The sequence below is a fragment of the Pseudomonas sp. 273 genome (genome assembly GCF_029201425.1).
In the GTDB taxonomy this organism is placed as follows: Bacteria; Pseudomonadota; Gammaproteobacteria; order Pseudomonadales; family Pseudomonadaceae; genus Pseudomonas; species Pseudomonas delhiensis.
This window is the reverse complement of sequence record NZ_CP116775.1, coordinates 3,108,235-3,125,194: the sequence shown is the minus strand read 5'-3', so window position 1 is coordinate 3,125,194 and position 16,960 is coordinate 3,108,235. Positions and strand designations below refer to the sequence as shown.

The 16,960-nt window shown below is 66.5% G+C and carries 14 protein-coding genes and 2 pseudogenes; 10 read left to right on the top strand and 6 right to left on the bottom strand.

Annotated features, from left to right (window positions below):
• Positions 1-2: 2 nt before the first annotated feature.
• Both PKO50_RS14665 and PKO50_RS14660 read right to left on the bottom strand, forming a co-directional pair.
• Entirely contained in the window at positions 3-689 is a 687-nt protein-coding gene (locus tag PKO50_RS14665; RefSeq protein WP_275630479.1) for a DUF1294 domain-containing protein, read from the bottom strand.
• Between the two features lie 16 nt (positions 690-705).
• A pseudogene (locus tag PKO50_RS14660) lies at positions 706-1,535 on the bottom strand (undecaprenyl-diphosphate phosphatase).
• A gap of 608 nt (positions 1,536-2,143) precedes the next feature.
• Between PKO50_RS14660 and PKO50_RS14655 the strand changes: the two are divergent.
• The 6 genes from PKO50_RS14655 (at position 2,144) to PKO50_RS14630 (ending at position 7,098) form a co-directional block, all read left to right on the top strand.
• Positions 2,144-2,590: a hypothetical protein gene (locus tag PKO50_RS14655; RefSeq protein ID WP_089392152.1), complete on the top strand. Its 447-nt coding sequence runs from the start codon at positions 2,144-2,146 to the stop codon at positions 2,588-2,590.
• Position 2,591: 1 nt separating this feature from the next.
• Positions 2,592-3,167, top strand: a complete 576-nt coding sequence (locus PKO50_RS14650) for an adhesin (protein WP_275630134.1) — start codon at positions 2,592-2,594, stop codon at positions 3,165-3,167.
• A 52-nt stretch (positions 3,168-3,219) separates the two neighbouring features.
• On the top strand, positions 3,220-4,248 hold the full coding sequence (locus PKO50_RS14645) for a heme utilization protein (RefSeq protein ID WP_275630133.1): 1,029 nt from the start codon (positions 3,220-3,222) through the stop codon (positions 4,246-4,248).
• 77 nt (positions 4,249-4,325) lie between these two features.
• Positions 4,326-5,006, top strand: coding sequence for a C39 family peptidase (locus tag PKO50_RS14640; RefSeq protein ID WP_109936659.1), 681 nt, complete (start codon positions 4,326-4,328; stop codon positions 5,004-5,006).
• Positions 5,007-5,051: 45 nt separating this feature from the next.
• Positions 5,052-5,786 (top strand): hypothetical protein, encoded by a 735-nt coding sequence (locus PKO50_RS14635; RefSeq protein ID WP_275630132.1) that lies wholly within the window; start codon positions 5,052-5,054, stop codon positions 5,784-5,786.
• Positions 5,787-5,841: 55 nt separating this feature from the next.
• Positions 5,842-7,098, top strand: coding sequence for a hypothetical protein (locus tag PKO50_RS14630; protein WP_275630131.1), 1,257 nt, complete (start codon positions 5,842-5,844; stop codon positions 7,096-7,098).
• A gap of 55 nt (positions 7,099-7,153) precedes the next feature.
• Here PKO50_RS14630 and PKO50_RS14625 read toward each other — a convergent pair whose 3' ends face one another.
• From PKO50_RS14625 to PKO50_RS14615, 3 genes and pseudogenes are all read right to left on the bottom strand, one after another.
• Complete coding sequence (locus tag PKO50_RS14625) at positions 7,154-8,491, bottom strand: sigma-54 dependent transcriptional regulator (RefSeq protein WP_089392146.1); 1,338 nt, start codon at positions 8,489-8,491, stop codon at positions 7,154-7,156.
• Between the two features lie 230 nt (positions 8,492-8,721).
• Positions 8,722-9,155: pseudogene (locus tag PKO50_RS14620) on the bottom strand (carboxymuconolactone decarboxylase family protein).
• Positions 9,156-9,270: 115 nt separating this feature from the next.
• On the bottom strand, positions 9,271-9,699 hold the full coding sequence (locus tag PKO50_RS14615; protein WP_109936655.1) for an Lrp/AsnC family transcriptional regulator: 429 nt from the start codon (positions 9,697-9,699) through the stop codon (positions 9,271-9,273).
• 263 nt (positions 9,700-9,962) lie between these two features.
• Here PKO50_RS14615 and PKO50_RS14610 point away from each other — a divergent pair, with 263 nt between their 5' ends.
• Both PKO50_RS14610 and PKO50_RS14605 read left to right on the top strand, forming a co-directional pair.
• On the top strand, positions 9,963-11,645 hold the full coding sequence (locus tag PKO50_RS14610; RefSeq protein WP_275630130.1) for an NAD(P)/FAD-dependent oxidoreductase: 1,683 nt from the start codon (positions 9,963-9,965) through the stop codon (positions 11,643-11,645).
• Between the two features lie 16 nt (positions 11,646-11,661).
• The gene (locus tag PKO50_RS14605) at positions 11,662-12,450 is read left to right on the top strand and encodes a carbon-nitrogen hydrolase family protein (RefSeq protein ID WP_275630129.1); all 789 of its coding nucleotides are present in this window, start codon (positions 11,662-11,664) and stop codon (positions 12,448-12,450) included.
• 577 nt (positions 12,451-13,027) lie between these two features.
• On the opposite strand, the gene fusA is transcribed toward PKO50_RS14605, so the two are convergent.
• Entirely contained in the window at positions 13,028-15,136 is a 2,109-nt protein-coding gene (gene fusA, locus PKO50_RS14600; RefSeq protein ID WP_109933997.1) for an elongation factor G, read from the bottom strand.
• Between the two features lie 249 nt (positions 15,137-15,385).
• Here fusA and PKO50_RS14595 point away from each other — a divergent pair, with 249 nt between their 5' ends.
• Positions 15,386-15,889 (top strand): sigma-70 family RNA polymerase sigma factor, encoded by a 504-nt coding sequence (locus tag PKO50_RS14595; protein ID WP_089392141.1) that lies wholly within the window; start codon positions 15,386-15,388, stop codon positions 15,887-15,889.
• Positions 15,889-16,863: a FecR domain-containing protein gene (locus PKO50_RS14590; protein WP_275630128.1), complete on the top strand. Its 975-nt coding sequence runs from the start codon at positions 15,889-15,891 to the stop codon at positions 16,861-16,863. Before PKO50_RS14595 ends, PKO50_RS14590 begins: the two co-directional genes overlap by 1 nt.
• The last annotated feature ends 97 nt before the right edge of the window (positions 16,864-16,960 follow it).

Below are 16,960 nucleotides of genomic sequence, written 5' to 3'. Positions count from 1 at the left end.
ACTCAGAAGGCGGGCAACACCCGCGCCAGAAGGACGCCACCGAGCAAACGGTCCAGCCAGAACACCTGGTGCACCAGCACTATCGCCCAGAACACCAGTTGGTAGCTGGGCTTGCGCGTCTTGTGGCGCAGCAGGCGCTGGGCCAGGAAGGCGCCCGGCCAGCCGCCCAGCAGTTCCAGCAGGTGCAGGGTCTGTTCCGGGGTACGCCAGGCGCCCCGCTCGGCGCTGCGCTTGTCGCGCCAGTAGGCGAAGAAGGCGGCCAGACTGAACAGCGGGTAGGCCAGCAGCCACCAGGACGCGGTGCCGGCGAGCAGCAGGCGGCCGGCACCGGCCAGGGGCAACAGCAGCAAGGCGGCGAGCCAGCCCAGCCCCCTGCCCCAGCCGCCCGGCCGCGCCGGTTCGGCGATCTGCCGGCCGCTGCGGACCTTGGCGCGGGTGGCGGGCGCCGCCGGCTTGCGGCGGATTTCGGGCATGTCCACGGCCAGACCGGCCAGACGCGCATGCTCGGCGCGCGGGCGGCCCTGGCGGTCGGTGCCTGCGACGAAGCGCACCGCATCGCCGGCCTGGGGCCGGCGGTCGCCGCGGAAGGCCGAGATGTGCAGGAAGAGTTCCTCGCCGCCGGCGCGCGGGCGGATGAAGCCGAAGCCCTTGTCGTCGTCCCAGCGGCTGATGACGCCGTCCTTTTCCATGTTCATCCGTGCAACCTCAGGGGGCGGCGCTGCTCCAGTCGATCAGGCTGAACTGCCAGGTCGCCAGGATCAGCAGGCCGAAGCCGATGCGGTACCAGGCGAACATCGCGTAGCTGTGGTTGGCGATGAATTTCAGCAGGCCGCGCACGGCGATCATGGCGAAGATGAAGGAGGTGACGAAGCCCACGGCGAACACCGGCAGGTCGCCGGGCTGGAACAGGTCGCGGTACTTGTAGCCGGAATAGACCGCGGCGCCGACCATGGTCGGCATCGCCAGGAAGAAGGAGAACTCGGTGGCCGCCTTGCGCGACAGGCCGAACAGCAGGCCGCCGATGATGGTGGCGCCGGAGCGCGAGGTGCCGGGGACCAGCGCCAGGCACTGGGCGCACCCGACCTTCAGCGCATCCTTCCAGGTCATGTCGTCGACGCTCTCGGCACGGATGCGGTGCTCGCGCTTCTCCGCCCAGAGCATGACCACCCCGCCGACCACCAGCGCCGCCGCCACCGTGATGGGGTTGAACAGGTAGTGGTGGATCAGGTCGGCGAAGGCCACCCCAGCACCACGGCGGGGAAGAAGGCGACCAGCAGGTTGACGGTGAAACGCTGTGCACGAGGCTGGCTGGGCAGGCCGCAGATGACCTCGATGATCTTGCCGCGGAACTCCCAGACCACCGCCAGGATGGCGGCCAGCTGGATGATGATGTTGAAGGCCTGGGCCCGCTCACCGACGAACCCCAGCAGGTCGGCGACTATGATCTGGTGCCCGGTGCTGGACACCGGCAGGAACTCGGTCAGCCCCTCGACCACTCCCAGGACGAACGCCTGAAAGGCACTCCAAAACTCCATACTGCTTCCCCCGAAGGCGCATTTCTCTTTCGTTTTCTTCTGTTTTCGTGCAGCCGCCAGGGCACCCGTGGGTGGGCCCGACGAAAGGCTGGGCATGCTACTGCATTGCAGTGCCGCGGGTCAGCGTGTAACGAAAATTTCTCGCATTGGCGCGTTTCACCCTGCGGCCATGGCTGTAAGCAAGCGGTGGAATGAGACACCCGGTGCCCGCGATCATTCCCTTAACAGTGCCGTCGCCTTCGCTAAACCCTTGAAATGAAAAGTGCACATTCGTACCAAAAGCACCTCTGCCTGGCCATCATGTCTCAGCCCTGAAACAGCCGAAGGCCGCCAGGCCTCAGGAATGGCGCAATCGTCGATGGCATCACGGGAAACTGTTTCAGCACTGATACGCATGCGCGCAAAGCCCCATTCCAGAGCGCTTCCCCCACTTTCGGTGGGGGTGCGTTCCCCACTCATTGTCTCAGCCGCGAAACAGATTTCTTTCAGGGGTTTCTGTCAGCAATTCATAACCCCCTGAATTTCAAGCGATAAGCGAAAGCGGCACGGCTTCTGCTCCATCCCGGTACTGCTGTTCAGGGCACAGCGCACCAGAAGGGATCGCCATCATGGGGAACATCGACTCAAGGATCGTCGGATTGCTCGCTTCCCTCGCGTGCCTGACCGCTGTTCCGCTGTCGGCACCGGTCCAGGCAGGCGACGGCACCATTGTCATCCAGCGCACCGTACAGCCCCGGGTCGCCACCCGCCCCACCATGGTGCCGGACCCGAATCCCATCACCGTCAATCCGAACATCTCCTCCCAGGTCAACCAGCAACTCGGCAACGCCGAGCTGGATGACGCCGACTTCGCCCGCGTCACCAGCGGTTCCAGCCTGACCCAGCGGATTCTCCCCGGCGGCAACCTGGTCGGCATGGACAACGGCGCCAACCAGACGCTGCAGTCCGGCAGCCTGGGCGGCGGCGGCGGCAGCGGCGCCAGTATTTCCAACTCGGTCAATCGCACCGTGCAGCAGGGCCTGTCGCCGCTGCGCATGCTGACGGGAGATCGCTGACATGAAAGCGAAGCTGACTCTTCTCGCCCTGCTCTGCTGCTCCAGCGCCTTCGCCGCCGACCCGCAGCTGGTGAACAACGCCAGCATCGACAATGCCGGCCGCGGCTACAACGGCGTGGCCAGCGTCAACCAGGCCGCCGGCGACGAACAGCAACAGGCCAACGGCCGCGCCATCGCCATCGGCACCAGCGGTGGCGCCACCACGCACTTCTACCAGAGCGTCATCACCACCGCCGACCCGAGCCAGGCCGCCAAGGCCTCGATCACCGGCAACTCCTTCTCCAACGGCAGCGGCGCCCTGGGCGTGAACCAGGCCGCCGGTACCGCCAACCAACAGGTCAACGCCCTGAGCATCAGCGTCAATGCGGTGCCGCAGAGCGTCGGCGACGACGTGCTGTCCCAGCAGAACATCACGTTGTCACAGAACTCCGGCCCAACCGGATCCACCCTGGGCAGTCGGCAGGTCGTCACCAGCGACCAGGCATTCGCCGGCAGCCGGGGGGTGGTCCAGGTGAGCCAGAGTGCCGGTATCGGCAATCGCCTTGCCAATACCTTGAGCATCCGGGTCGCAGACTGACCCACGCCAACAACCAGAAACACTAAGCACACTAAATGCAAGGAGATACACCATGAAACCTACAATGGCCCTCAAGCCTCTGGTTTTCGCTGTCACGGCAGTCATGGCTGTAAGTGTTTACGCAGGCAATGACCATGATCGTGACCGTCGCCACGGCCATGACCATGACAACCACCATGGCCAACAGCAGTACGATCCGTACAAGGACCCGCGCATCCAGGCCGGCGCCAGCGCCACCGTTACCGACAGCCAGAACAGCTACAGCAACAACGTGATCAACCAGGGGACCAAGAACACCGCAGGTGTCAGCAACTCCCTGGGCGGCGCTTCGGGCAACGTCGGGGCCAACGTCGCCGCTGGCGACATGAACCAGCAGGCCAATGCCGCCGCGCTGGCCACCGCGGATGAACACTTCATCTTCGGTTCCGCCTATGCGTCCACTTCGGTGACCCAGACCAACACCGGCAACACTGCCTGGAACTTCTCCACCGCCAACAACGCCGCTCTGAACAGCTCGGCCAACGGCGCCTCGGGCAACGTCGGCATCAACATCGCCGCCGGCAACTACAACCAACAGAAAAACGACATGGCCGCCGCCGTTTCCGGTGGGCGCCTGGCCGGTGCCAACAGCGGCGCCAGCCAGACTTCCAGTGGCAACAACGTCGCCAACCTGGGCATCGCCACCTACGACACCAAGACCCTCAAGTCCAGCTTCTACGCTCATGGCACCTATCAGGGCCATGGCTCGGGCGTAGTACTGGATGACCCGGAAAAAGGTGGCCATCACAACAGCTATGACAACAAAGGCAAGGACCACGGCAAGGTGGACAAGGATCCGCTGTACTTCAGCGAGTCGGGCACCATCGATCTGCGTGGCCAGGCTACCTATCAGGTCCTGGTTCCCACCGGCTGGAAGGACCCGGTCGTCAACAACGCTTCCATCAACAACTCGCTCAACGGCGTGTCGGGTAACGTAGGTGTGAACGTTGCCGCCGGCGTCGGCAACCAACAGAGCAACTCGCTGTCCATCGCCGCCGGTTGCCAGGCTTGCGTAAGCACTGGCGCAGTCACTGGTTTCTAAGCGACATCGTGCTGTACCTGGAGGCTCCGGCAACGGAGCCTCCCCTTTTCCCAGCGCTGGCATAAGGCGTCACGATCATGCGTACGCTCGCTTTCCTGCTACTCGCATTCTGCTCGGGCCTGATCCAGGCCGCGCAGCTGCCCTTCGCCATACTGCCCGGGGGCATGCTGGCCTATAAGCATGTGGAGAGCATCCGCGAACGTCGCTTCAGCAACCTGGTGGAACAGAAGACCGACTTCAGTTGCGGCGCCGCCGCCCTGGCCACCATCCTGCGCACCGGCTACAACCTCGACGTGGACGAGGAGTTCGTCATCCGCGGCATGCTGGTCAAGGCCGACCCCCAACTGGTACGGACCCAGGGCTTCTCGATGCTGGACATGAAGACCTACCTGGAAAGCATCGGCATGCGGGCCCGCGGCTACCGCATCCCGATCTCCTCGCTGGAGAAACTGACCATTCCGGTGATCGTGCTGCTGGACGTGCGTGGCTACAAGCACTTCGTCGTGCTGCAGCGCACGCACAACGGCTACGTCTACGTGGGCGACCCCGTGCTCGGCCACAAGCGCTACAAGGAAGAAGATTTTCTCAAGGGTTGGAACGGCATCATCTTCGCCATCATCGGCCCCGGCTATGACAGGGCAAACGCCCTGATGAGCCCGCCGGAACCGCTGACCGCCAAGAACCGCCTCGATACCTTCCGCCCCGTCAAGGACGCGGAGCTCATGGATTTCGGATTCATCCAGAGCGACTTCCTGTGAGCCACAAACGATAACGAGGGGTGGGATCCTCTCGGGGAGCGAACGATGAGAACCATTCCGATGCTCGCCACCGCCTGCCTGGTGGCCAGCCTGCCGATCCAGGCCGCCGAGGTGTTCCGGCCGATCGAGTTGCACGACCAGGAGCTGGCCCAGTTGCGCGGCCGCTACGTCATGCCCGGGCGCATCATCAGCTTCGGCATCGTCATGAGCAGTACCTGGAAGAACGCCGTAGGCGACAACATCGGCGCCAAGGTGAGCATGCAGATCCAGGAATCCACCATCAAACCGCAGTTCTACGTCACCACCACCAACGAAACCGGCAACGGCGGCACATCCTCGGCCGCGACCGGCAGCATCGTCGGTGGCGCAGGGCTCAACCAGACCCAGGGCGTCACCCAGAGCGCACGCTCCGCGGGTGACTACAACACCGCCTACAACAACGTCGGCATCAACGTGAGCGAAGCCGACCAGGCGCCCGCCGCCAGCAACCAGGGCACGCCCCTGAACGGCCAGATCAGCGCCAGCAACGGCGCCGGCACCGTCACCGTCTCCCCCGGCAAGGGGAACATCCAGTTGGCGATCAACGCCAACGGCCAAGGCTCCAGCCTCCAGCAACTGGGGGCCGGCGGCCTGGTGCAGGCCACCAACCTGCTGGGTAGCAGCAACCTGGTCAACAACCTTACCCAGCTGAACGTGGTCCTGCGTAACAACGCACCTTCCGTCGGAGCGCTGGATTGCAATCTCGACCAGCTCAAGGGCCTGCGATCCATGGGAATGTGATCTACGCTCAGTGGCGGAAGCAGTGCCCCAACGATAAAGATAGGGATAGCGCGCCATGCACCGATCGCTCTCGCTTCGCACCGCAATCTGTGTATCCGCTTTGCTCCCCTCGGCCTTCGTCCATGCTGCGACGGAGGCCGAGGTGGAGGCTCTGAAACAGGAGCTCATCGAGCTCAAGCAACGCTATGAGTCGCAGCAGAAGGCGCTCATGGTGCTCGAGCAGCGGGTTCGCCAGGTCGAGGAACAGCCGGCGACCCCGGCGCAGCCCAAGCGCCTGGTCACCTCCACCAACAAGCCGACGCCGCCGGGCACCGGAAGCTCCTACGGCGAATCGCTCAAGGACGACAGCAACAACCCGCCCAAAAGCGTGGAGAACCTCTACGACGAGGCCAGCGGCTTCTTCGGCAACGGCGCCTTCAGCTTCGAGACGGGCCTGACCTACACCCACTACGACACCAAGCAGCTGATCCTCAACGGCTTCCTGGCGCTGGACACCATCTTCCTGGGCAACATCGGCGTGGACAACATCAAGGCCGACAACTGGACCCTGGACCTGACCGGCCGCTACAACTGGAACAACCGTTGGCAGTTCGACATCAACGTGCCCGTGGTCTATCGCGAAAGCACCTACTCCTCGGCCGGCGCCGGCAACTCCACGGCGCAGTCCACCGACGAGAAGGTCGACCGCGACCCGACTCTGGGCGACGTCAACGTCGGCATCGCCTACAAGTTCATGGACGAGACCGAGTCGCGCCCGGACGCGGTGTTCAGCCTGCGGGTGAAAGCCCCCACCGGCAAGGACCCGTACGGCATCAAGCTGGTCCGCGCACCGGACAACGACAGCCTCAACGTGCCCGACGACCTGCCCACCGGCAACGGCGTCTGGTCGATCACCCCGGGCCTGTCGCTGGTCAAGACCGTCGACCCGGCGGTGCTCTTCGCCAGCCTGAGCTACACCCACAACTTCGAGCGCGACTTCAGCGACATCAGCCCGCAGCAGGGCACCAAGCTCGGCGGCAAGGTGGACCTGGGCGACTGGTTCCAGGTCGGTGCCGGCGTGGCCTTCGCACTGAACGAGAAGACCAGCATGTCGTTCTCCTTCTCCGACCTGATCGCGCAGAAGAGCAAGCTCAAACCCGACGGCGGCGACTGGCAGTCGATCACCGACAGCGACGCCAACGCCGCCTACTTCAACTGGGGCCTGACCTACGCCTGGAGCAACAACCTGACCATAGTGCCGAACCTGTCCATCGGCATCAGCCCCGATGCCCCGGACTTCAGCTTCAGCGTCAAATTCCCCTACTACTTCTGATCCCCCGCACACGACAACGGCCCCGAGAGGGGCCGTTGTCGTTACGGCGTGGCACTCAGCGCAGCTGGTGCTTGTGCAGCAGGCGGTAGAAGGTCGGCCGCGAGATGCCCAGCATGCGCGCCGCCAGGCTCAGGTTGTCGCCGTGGCGGGCCAGGGCGTCGCACATGGCCTGGCGCTCGGCGCCCAGCTTGTACTCCTCCAGGGTCACCAGCGGCACCTTGCCGGAACCGCCGCGCTGACGCTCCAGGCCCAGGTCGCGGGCCTCGATCTGCCTTCCTTCGGCCAGCACCAGGCCGCGGCGCACGCGGTTGGCCAACTCGCGCACGTTGCCCGGCCAGGCGTGCTCGGCCATCGCCGCCAGCGCGTCGTCGCTGAAGCGCCGCGGGCGGCGGCCGGTCTCGACGCTATAAAGGTGGGCAAAATGGTTGGCCAGCAGCGCCAGGTCGCCATTGCGCTCGCGCAGCGGCAAAGTGGACACCTGCAGCACGTTCAGGCGGTAGTACAGGTCCTCGCGGAAGCCGCCGGTGCGGATGGCGTTCTCCAGGTCCAGGTGGGTGGCCGCCAGCACCCGCACGTCCACGGCGATGGGCTGGCTGCCGCCAACGCGCTCGATCTGTTTCTCCTGCAGCACCCGCAGCAGGTTGGCCTGCAGCTCCAGGGGCAGGTCGCCGATCTCGTCGAGGAACAGGGTGCCGCCGTTGGCCTGTTCGAAGCGGCCGATCTTGCGCTGGTGCGCGCCGGTGAAGGCGCCCTTCTCGTGGCCGAACAGCTCGGACTGGATCAGGTGCTCGGGGATGGCCCCGCAGTTGATCGCGATGAACGGCCGGTTGGCCCGCCGCGACTGGCGGTGCAGGGTGCGCGCCACCAGCTCCTTGCCGGTGCCGCTCTCGCCCCGGATCAGCACCGGCGACTCGGTGGGCGCGAACTTCGCCAGCAGGCGGCGCAGCTCCTGCATCGAGCGGCTTTCGCCGAGCAGCTCGTGCTGGTGCTCCAGGCTGTGGTAGGTGCCGCCGCGCCCGCGCAGGCGCGCCATGCCGAAGGCGCGGCCGAGGGTGACCTGCACCCGCGCCACGTCGAACGGCAGGGTGTGGAAGTCGAAGAACCATTCGCAGACGAAATCGCCCACCTCCTGGATGGGCAATGCGTCCGGGCTGAGCACCGCGATCCACTCGGTGCCGCTGCGGGTGATGAGGTCCTTCACCGATTCCGGGCGCTCCAGGTGTTGCGGATGCAGGCGCAGCAGGCCGACGTCGCAGTTGTGTTCGCTCGCCACGTCGAGCCCGCAACTGTCTACCTCCCACCCTGCTGCCCGGAGTCCGGGTAATAATCGCTGGCAGTCGTCACACGGATCGACCACCAGCAGACGACGTCGCTTCGACGCGGCTTCAAGCATGCTCCCTTCCTTGGCGCCATTTTTTTGAAAAACTTTATAAAACAGAAACTTGGCGCTTCAAGTTGTAAAGCTAGCAATATCTTGACGCGCCCATTGACCGTTTTCCTATAAGGTCGATGCCGAAACGATCTCATCCCTGCGCTCGTTTCGCTTGACTTGCCCCCGGCCGCTCTGCTTGAGCGCCAAAGGCGCCCGCACGGACGCCTTCAACCCTCTCCCCGGCCCCTGCCTCAGGGCACCATGGCCATGCCGACGCCGAAGCGGTTCCAGGCATTGATGGTGGCGATGGCCAGGGTCAGGCCGACGATCTCGGCCTCGCTGAAATGCTCGCGCAAGGCGTCGAACTGCGCCTGCGGGGCGTGCTTCTCGGCCAGCAGGGTGAGGCTTTCCACCCAGGCCAGCACGGCGCGCTCGCGGGCGCTGAAAAAGTCCGTCTCGCGCCAGACGCAGAGGGTCTGCAGGCGTGCCTCGCTCTCCCCGGCCTTGCGCGCGTCATTGGCGTGCAGGTTCACGCAATAGGCGCAGCCGTTGATCTGCGAGGCGCGCAGGCGGATCAGCTCCAGCAGGCTGTCGTCCAGGCCGGAAGCGGCCAGGGCCTGTTCCAGGCCGAGCATGGCCTTGTAGGCCTCGGGGACTGCCTGGCCCATTCGATACGTGCACTCATGGTTCTCTCCAGTGGGGCCCGCCGGTGGCGGGAATGGGCCCACCTTAGCGTCCGCGCCGCGCCCGCCGAATAGCCAATGCGGCGCTATTGCGGGAGTCCATTGGTGCCGCCGGGCTCAGCGGTCGATGCGAGTGGAGAGGATGATCGACGACATGGTGCGCTCCACGCCATCCAGCGCGCCTATGCGGTCGAGCAAGGCATCCAGGTCGCGGATCGACAGGGCTTCGACGATGGCAATCATGTCGAACTGGCCGCTCACCGAGTGCAGCGTCTTCACCTCGGGGATCTTCTCCAGCGCCTGTACCACTTGGTGCGACAGCTTGGGCAGCGCGGTCACCAGCACGTGGGCGCGCACCAGCGACTGCGCGTAGCTGTCGGCCACCTTGATCGAATAACCGCTGATGATGCCCTGCTGCTCCAGGCGCTCGATCCGGCTCTGCACCGTGGAGCGCGACACCCCGAGCTTGCGCGCCAGTTCGGAAACCGACTCGCGGGCGTTGGCGCGCAGGAGGTTGAGCAGGGCCGCATCGGCATTTTTCGTCATTTTGTCTGATCCATCGGTTTAATTGCCTTGAATAGGCTCGTCATTTTGCAGATTGGTGGATTCATTTCAACGACCGGCTTTGCCACCATGTGCACCAGCGCCGGCCCGCCAGGGCCGGCCGACAAGCCTGGCCAGGCTTGCCCTCTCCGCGCCCGCCATCCATCGGAAGGCCGGCCGCGGAGCGCGTGCGGCGGTGCAAGAGACACCTGCCTGGGCAATGCTGGAACAAGGGCCAGGCACGCCAGAACCGTTGGGAGAGACAAATGCACGACAACCGCCACCCCCATACCCCCGGCAAGAAACCGGTGACCATCTTCGGCCCGGACTTTCCCTTCGCCTTCGACGACTGGCTGGAACACCCGGCGGGCCTGGGCAGCATCCCGGCGCACAACCATGGCAAGGAAGTGGCCATCGTCGGCGCCGGCATCGCCGGCCTGGTGGCGGCCTACGAACTGATGAAGCTGGGCCTGAAACCGGTGGTCTACGAGGCCTCGAAACTGGGCGGCCGGCTGCGCTCGGAGCCCTTCGAGGGCGCCGACGGCATCATCGCCGAGCTGGGCGGCATGCGCTTCCCGGTCTCCAGCACGGCCTTCTACCACTATGTCGACAAGCTCGGCCTGCAGACCAAGCCCTTCCCCAACCCGCTGACGCCGGCCTCCGGCAGTACCGTGGTGGACCTGGAAGGCACCAGCCACTACGCGGAGAAGATCGACGACCTGCCGCCGATCTTCCGCGAGGTCGCCCAGGCCTGGGCCGACGCCCTGGAGGACGGTGCGCGCTTCTCCGAGATCCAGGACGCCATCCGCGCGCGCGACACCGCCAAGCTCAAGGCGCTGTGGGACGAGCTGGTGCCGCTGTGGGACGACCGCACCTTCTATGACTTCGTCGCCACCTCCAAGGCCTTCTCGCGCCTGTCCTTCCACCACCGCGAGATCTTCGGCCAGGTCGGCTTCGGCACCGGCGGCTGGGACTCGGACTTCCCCAACTCCATGCTGGAAATCTTCCGCGTGGTGATGACCAACTGCGACGACCACCAGCACCTGGTGGTGGGCGGCGTCGAGCAGGTGCCGCGGGGCATCTGGAACCACGTGCCGGAACAGTGCGCGCACTGGCCGGCCGGCACGTCCCTGGCCAAGCTGCACAACGGCGCGCCGCGCCCGGGGGTGAAGAAGATCGCCCGCGCCGCCAGCGGCAACCTGGCGGTCACCGACTACTGGGGCGACACCCGCGAGTACGCCGCGGTGCTGACCACCTGCCAGAGCTGGCTGCTGACCACCCAGATCGAATGCGAGGAAGCGCTGTTCTCGCAGAAGATGTGGATGGCCCTGGACCGCACCCGCTACATGCAGTCGTCGAAGACCTTCGTCATGGTCGACCGGCCCTTCTGGAAGGACAAGGACCCGCAGACCGGCCGCGACGTCATGAGCATGACCCTCACCGACCGCCTGACCCGCGGCACCTACCTGTTCGACAACGGCGACGACAAGCCCGGGGTGATCTGCCTGTCCTACTCCTGGATGAGCGACGCCATGAAGATGCTGCCGCACCCGGTGGAGAAGCGCGTGCAGCTGGCCCTGGACGCCCTGAAGAAGGTCTACCCGGAGGTGGACATCGCCAGCCACGTCATCGGCAACCCCATCACCGTGTCCTGGGAGGCCGACCCGCACTTCCTCGGCGCCTTCAAGGGCGCCCTGCCCGGCCACTACCGCTACAACCACCGCATGTACTCGCACTTCATGCAGGACGAGCTGCCCGCCGAGCAGCGCGGCATCTTCATCGCCGGCGACGATGTATCCTGGACCCCGGCCTGGGTCGAAGGCGCGGTACAGACCTCGCTCAACGCCGTGTGGGGCATCCTGCACCACTTCGGCGGCGCCACCCACCCGGACAACCCCGGCCCCGGCGACCGCTATGCCGAACTGGGCCCCGTGGCCCTGCCCGATTGACCAAGGAGGAAGCGCCATGCGTCTCGCCCTCTACCAGTGCCCTCCGGGGCCCGATGACCTGCCCGGCAACCTGCGCCGGCTGCGCGAGGCCGCGCAACGCGCGGCCGCCCAGAGCGCGGACCTGCTGGTCTGCCCGGAAATGTACGCCAGCGGCTACAACATCGGCGCCGAACGCGTCGCCGCCCTGGCCGAAACCGCCGACGGCCCCATCGCCGAAACCGTGGCCGGGATCGCCCGGGAATTCGACCTGGGCATCCTCTACGGCTACCCGGAACGCAACCCCGACGGCGCGCCCTTCAACAGCGTCCAGTTGATCGACCGCCAGGGCGAGCGCCGCGCCAACTACCGCAAGACGCACCTGTACGGCGACCTCGACCGCGACCAGTTCAGCCCCTCGGACGAGCCGCCGGCGATCGTCGAGCTGGACGGCTGGAAGCTCGGCCTGCTGATCTGCTTCGATGTCGAGTTCCCCGAGGCGGTGCGCACCCTGGCCCTGGCCGGCGCCGACCTGGTGCTGGTGCCCACGGCCAACATGCACCCCTACGAGTTCGTCTGCCAGGTGCTGGTGCCCACCCGTGCCTACGAAAACCAGGTGTTCCTCGCCTACGCCAACTTCCAGGGCAGCGAAGGCGAGCTGGAATACTGCGGCCTGAGCTGCGTGGTGGCCCCGGACGGCCAGGTGATCGCCCGGGCCAGGCAGGCCGGGGAGCTGCTGATCGCCGACCTCGAGCCGGAACGCATCGCCATGGTCCGCGAGGGCTACAGCTACCTGCGCCTGCGTAGGCCGATGCTGTACCGGTCCTGATGGCGCCAACGGCGGATAACCGCGAACGGTTATTCGCCCTACGAACTTGCCGGCTGACGCTGCGTATCCGTTCGGTGTGGTGCGGAACCACGAGGCTCCCGGGCCCCCGTAGGGCGCATAACGCCTACGGCGTTATCCGCCGAATCGCGGACAGAGTCCGCTCCTACGGTTCCAGGAAGCACGGTCGTAGGAGCGGACTCCGTCCGCGATTGGCATCCGCCACGCCGGACGCTCCGGTGGCACGACCAACGGCGGATAACCGCAAACGGTTATTCGCCCTACGAACGTGCCGGCTGACGCTGCGTTATCCGTTCGGTGTGGTGCGGAACCACGAGGCTCCCGGGCCCTGTAGGGCGCATAACGCCTACGGCGTTATCCGCCGAATCGCGGACAGAGTCCGCTCCTACGGTTCCAGGATGCACGGTCGTAGGAGCGGACTCCGTCCGCGATTGGACTCACCGGCCACGCCGGACGCCCTGGTGGCACGGCCGGCGGCGGATAACCGCGAACGGCTATTCGTCCCCTTCCCCGAATGAAAAACGGCGCCCGCAGGCGCCGTTCTTCTTTCACCAGGGGCTCAGCCGTTGTTCTTCTTCACGATGGCATCGGCGATGTTCGCCGGCGCCTCGGCGTACCTGGTGAACTCCATGGAGTAGCTGGCGCGGCCCTGGGACATCGAGCGCACGTCGGTGGCGTAGCCGAACATCTCGCCCAGCGGCACCTCGGCGCGGATCACCTTGCCCGCCGGGGTGTCTTCCATGCCCTGGATCAGGCCGCGGCGGCGGTTCAGGTCGCCCATCACGTCGCCCATGTAGTCCTCGGGGGTCACCACCTCGACCTTCATCACCGGCTCCAGCAACACCGCGCCGCCCTTCTGCGAGAGCTGCTTGGTGGCCATGGAGGCGGCGATCTTGAAGGCCATCTCGCTGGAGTCGACGTCGTGGTAGGAGCCGTCGTAGACCGTCGCCTTCAGGCCGATCAGCGGGTAGCCGGCGAGCACGCCGTTGTGCATCTGCTCCTCGATGCCCTTCTGGATCGCCGGGATGAACTCGCGGGGAATCACCCCACCGACGACCTCGTTGTGGAACTCCAGGCCATCCTTGCCCTCGTCGCCCGGCTCGAAGCGGATCCAGCAGTGGCCGAACTGGCCGCGGCCGCCGGACTGGCGGACGAACTTGCCCTCGATCTCGCACTTCCTGCGGATCGCCTCGCGGTAGGCCACCTGCGGCTTGCCGATGTTGGCCTCGACGTTGAACTCGCGGCGCATGCGGTCGACGATAATGTCCAGGTGCAGCTCGCCCATGCCGGAGATGATGGTCTGCCCGGTCTCCTCGTCGGTCTTGACGCGGAACGAGGGGTCCTCCTGGGCCAGCTTGGACAGGGCGATGCCCATCTTCTCCTGGTCGGCCTTGGTCCTGGGCTCCACCGCCACCGAGATCACCGGGTCGGGGAAGTCCATGCGTTCGAGGATGATCGGCTTGTCGATGGCGCACAGGGTGTCGCCGGTGGTCACGTCCTTCATGCCGATCAGCGCGGCGATGTCGCCGGCGCGCACCTCCTTGATCTCCTCGCGCTGGTTGGCGTGCATCTGCACCATCCGCCCGACGCGCTCCTTCTTGCCCTTCACCGAGTTGAGCACGGCGTCACCGCTGCTCAGCACACCTGAGTAGACGCGGGTGAAGGTCAGGGTGCCGACGAAGGGGTCGGTGGCGATCTTGAAGGCCAGCGAGGAAAACGGCTCGCTGTCGTCGGCGTGGCGCTCGTCGTGCTTCTCCTCGTCGTCCGGGTGGGTGCCCTTGATCGCCGGGATTTCCGAGGGCGCCGGCAGGTAGTCGATCACCGCGTCCAGCACCAGGGGCACGCCCTTGTTCTTGAACGAGGAGCCCAGCACCGCCGGGACGATCTCGTTGGCCAGGGTGCGCTGGCGCAGGCCGGCCTTGATCTCCTCCTGGCTCAGCTCCTCGCCTTCGAGGTACTTGTTCATCAGCTCGTCGTTGGCCTCGGCGGCGGCCTCGACCATGTGCGCGCGCCATTCCGCGGCCAGGCCCTGCAGCTCGGCGGGAATCTCCTCCTCGCGGTAGCTGGTGCCCTGGTCGTCGTCGTTCCAGTAGATGGCCTTCATCTTCACCAGGTCGATCTGCCCGTTGAAGTTCTCCTCCGCGCCTATGGCCAGCTGGATCGGCACCGGGTCGTGGCCCAGGCGGCGCCTGATCTGCTCGACCACGCGCAGGAAGTCGGCGCCCTGGCGGTCCATCTTGTTCACGTAGGCCAGGCGCGGCACGTGGTACTTGTTGGCCTGGCGCCACACCGTCTCGGACTGCGGCTCGACACCGTCGGCGCCGCTGAACACCACCACGGCGCCGTCGAGCACGCGCAGCGAGCGCTCCACCTCGATGGTGAAGTCGACGTGGCCGGGGGTGTCGATGATGTTGAAGCGGTACTTGTGCGGGTACTGCTTGGTCGAGCCCTGCCAGAAGGCGGTGGTGGCCGCCGAGGTGATGGTGATGCCGCGCTCCTGCTCCTGCACCATCCAGTCCATGGTCGCCGCCCCGTCGTGCACCTCGCCCATCTTGTGGTTGACGCCGGTGTAGAACAGGATGCGCTCGGTGGTGGTGGTCTTGCCGGCGTCCACGTGCGCGACTATGCCGATGTTGCGATAAAGCTCGATGGGCGTGGTGCGAGCCATGATCTGCTCCGTATCTCTGGATGGCTGAGGTTTCGACCGCGAACGACGGTGCCGTCCGCCGAGGAAGGCAAACCCGCGAATTTTGCATTCGGGACAGGCTGAAGGTAGCGCGTCTGCGTGGCAATGCCAGTGCAGATGGCAGCGCTCGGCACGCGCGCCGACCGGCTGCGGCGTCGTGGCATTGCGCCCCGCGGCGGAACCGACATAAAATGAGATTCATTCGCAAATGATCATCTGGCGCACGACACCGTGGCATTCGCCGAACCCTCCGCCGAACAACACCTGCACAGCCTCTACGAACGCCATCACGGCTGGCTGCAGCAATGGCTGCGCGGCCGCCTGGGCAACGCCTGGGATGCCGCCGACCTGGCCCAGGACACCTTCCTGCGCCTGCTGCGCCGGCCGCCGGGCGACATCGGCGAACGCCCGCGGGCGCTGCTCACCCACATCGCCAAGGGGCTGCTGGTGGACCGCTGGCGCCGCCAGGAGATCGAGCGCGCCTACCTCGAGGCCCTGGCCGCGCTGCCCGGGGAACAGGCCCCCGGCCCGGAAGCCCGCGAGCTGATCCTGGAAACCCTGGAGCGCATCGACGCGGCGCTGGGCGAACTGCCGCCCCTGACCCGCGAAGCCTTCCTGCTCTCGCAGCTGGACGGCCTCACCTACCCGGCCATCGCCGAGCGCCTGGGGCTGTCCCTGGCGACCGTCAAACGCTACATGCGCGCGGCCTTCATCGCCTGCCTGAGCCTGGCCTGATGCACGAGCAGACGCTGGACCCGCGCATCCTCGGCGAAGCCGCCGACTGGCTGGTGCGCCTGGGCGAACGCCCGGCCAGCGACGCCGACCTGCAGGCCATCGAGCAATCCATCGAGCAATGGCGCGGGCGCAGCGCCCAGCACGCCGAGGCCTGGCGCCGCGCGGAAAGCCTGCTCGGCGGCCTGCACCAGTTGCCCCCGGGCATGGGCCGGCAGAGCCTGCAACGCCTCGGCGAGCGCGGCCCGAGCCGGCGGCAGATGCTCAACCGCCTGGGCCTGCTGCTGGCGGTGGCGCCCGCGGCCTGGCTGGCGGCGCGCCAGCTGCCCTGGGCCGAATGGAGCGCCGACCAGCGCACCGCCACCGGCGAGCGCAAGCGCGTGCAACTGCCCGACGGCAGCCTGCTGACGCTCAACACCGGCAGCGCCGTGGACATCCGCTTCACCCCGCGGGAACGCCGCCTGCGCCTGCTCGAGGGGGAAATCCTCGTCGCCACCCATGCCGACCCGGCGCTCGAGCCGCGGCCGTTCCTGGTGGAAAGCCGCCAGGGCCTGCTGCGCACCGCCGGCGCGCGCTTCGCGGTGCGGGACCTGGGCGAGCTGTGCCGGGTGGCCGTGCTGGAAGGCAGCGTCGCCGTGGAGCCCCTCGCCAGCGCCGCGCGCCGCCAGGTCGAGGCCGGCCAGCAACTGCTGTTCAGCGCCAGTGCCCTGCAGGCCGTGCAGCCGGCGGACGCCAATGCCAGCAGCTGGGAGAACGGCATGCTGCTGGCCCAGGACATGCGCCTGGACGCCCTGCTGGCCGAACTGGGCCGCTACCGCAGCGGCGTGCTGCGCTGCGCGCCACAGCTAGCCGGCCTGCGCGTCAGCGGCGCCATTCCCCTGGGCAACGATGACGCCGGCCTGCGCCTGCTGGCCGACATGCTGCCACTGAAGGTCAGCCGCCTGACGCGCTACTGGGTGACCCTGGAGCCCGCCTGAGGCCCCGGAAAAAATTTTCATCCGCCGTGACACCTTTTTCCTGCTCGTCCGGTGAAGGAGGAAACAACCCATCCACACCTCCCGCCGACAGGAACAC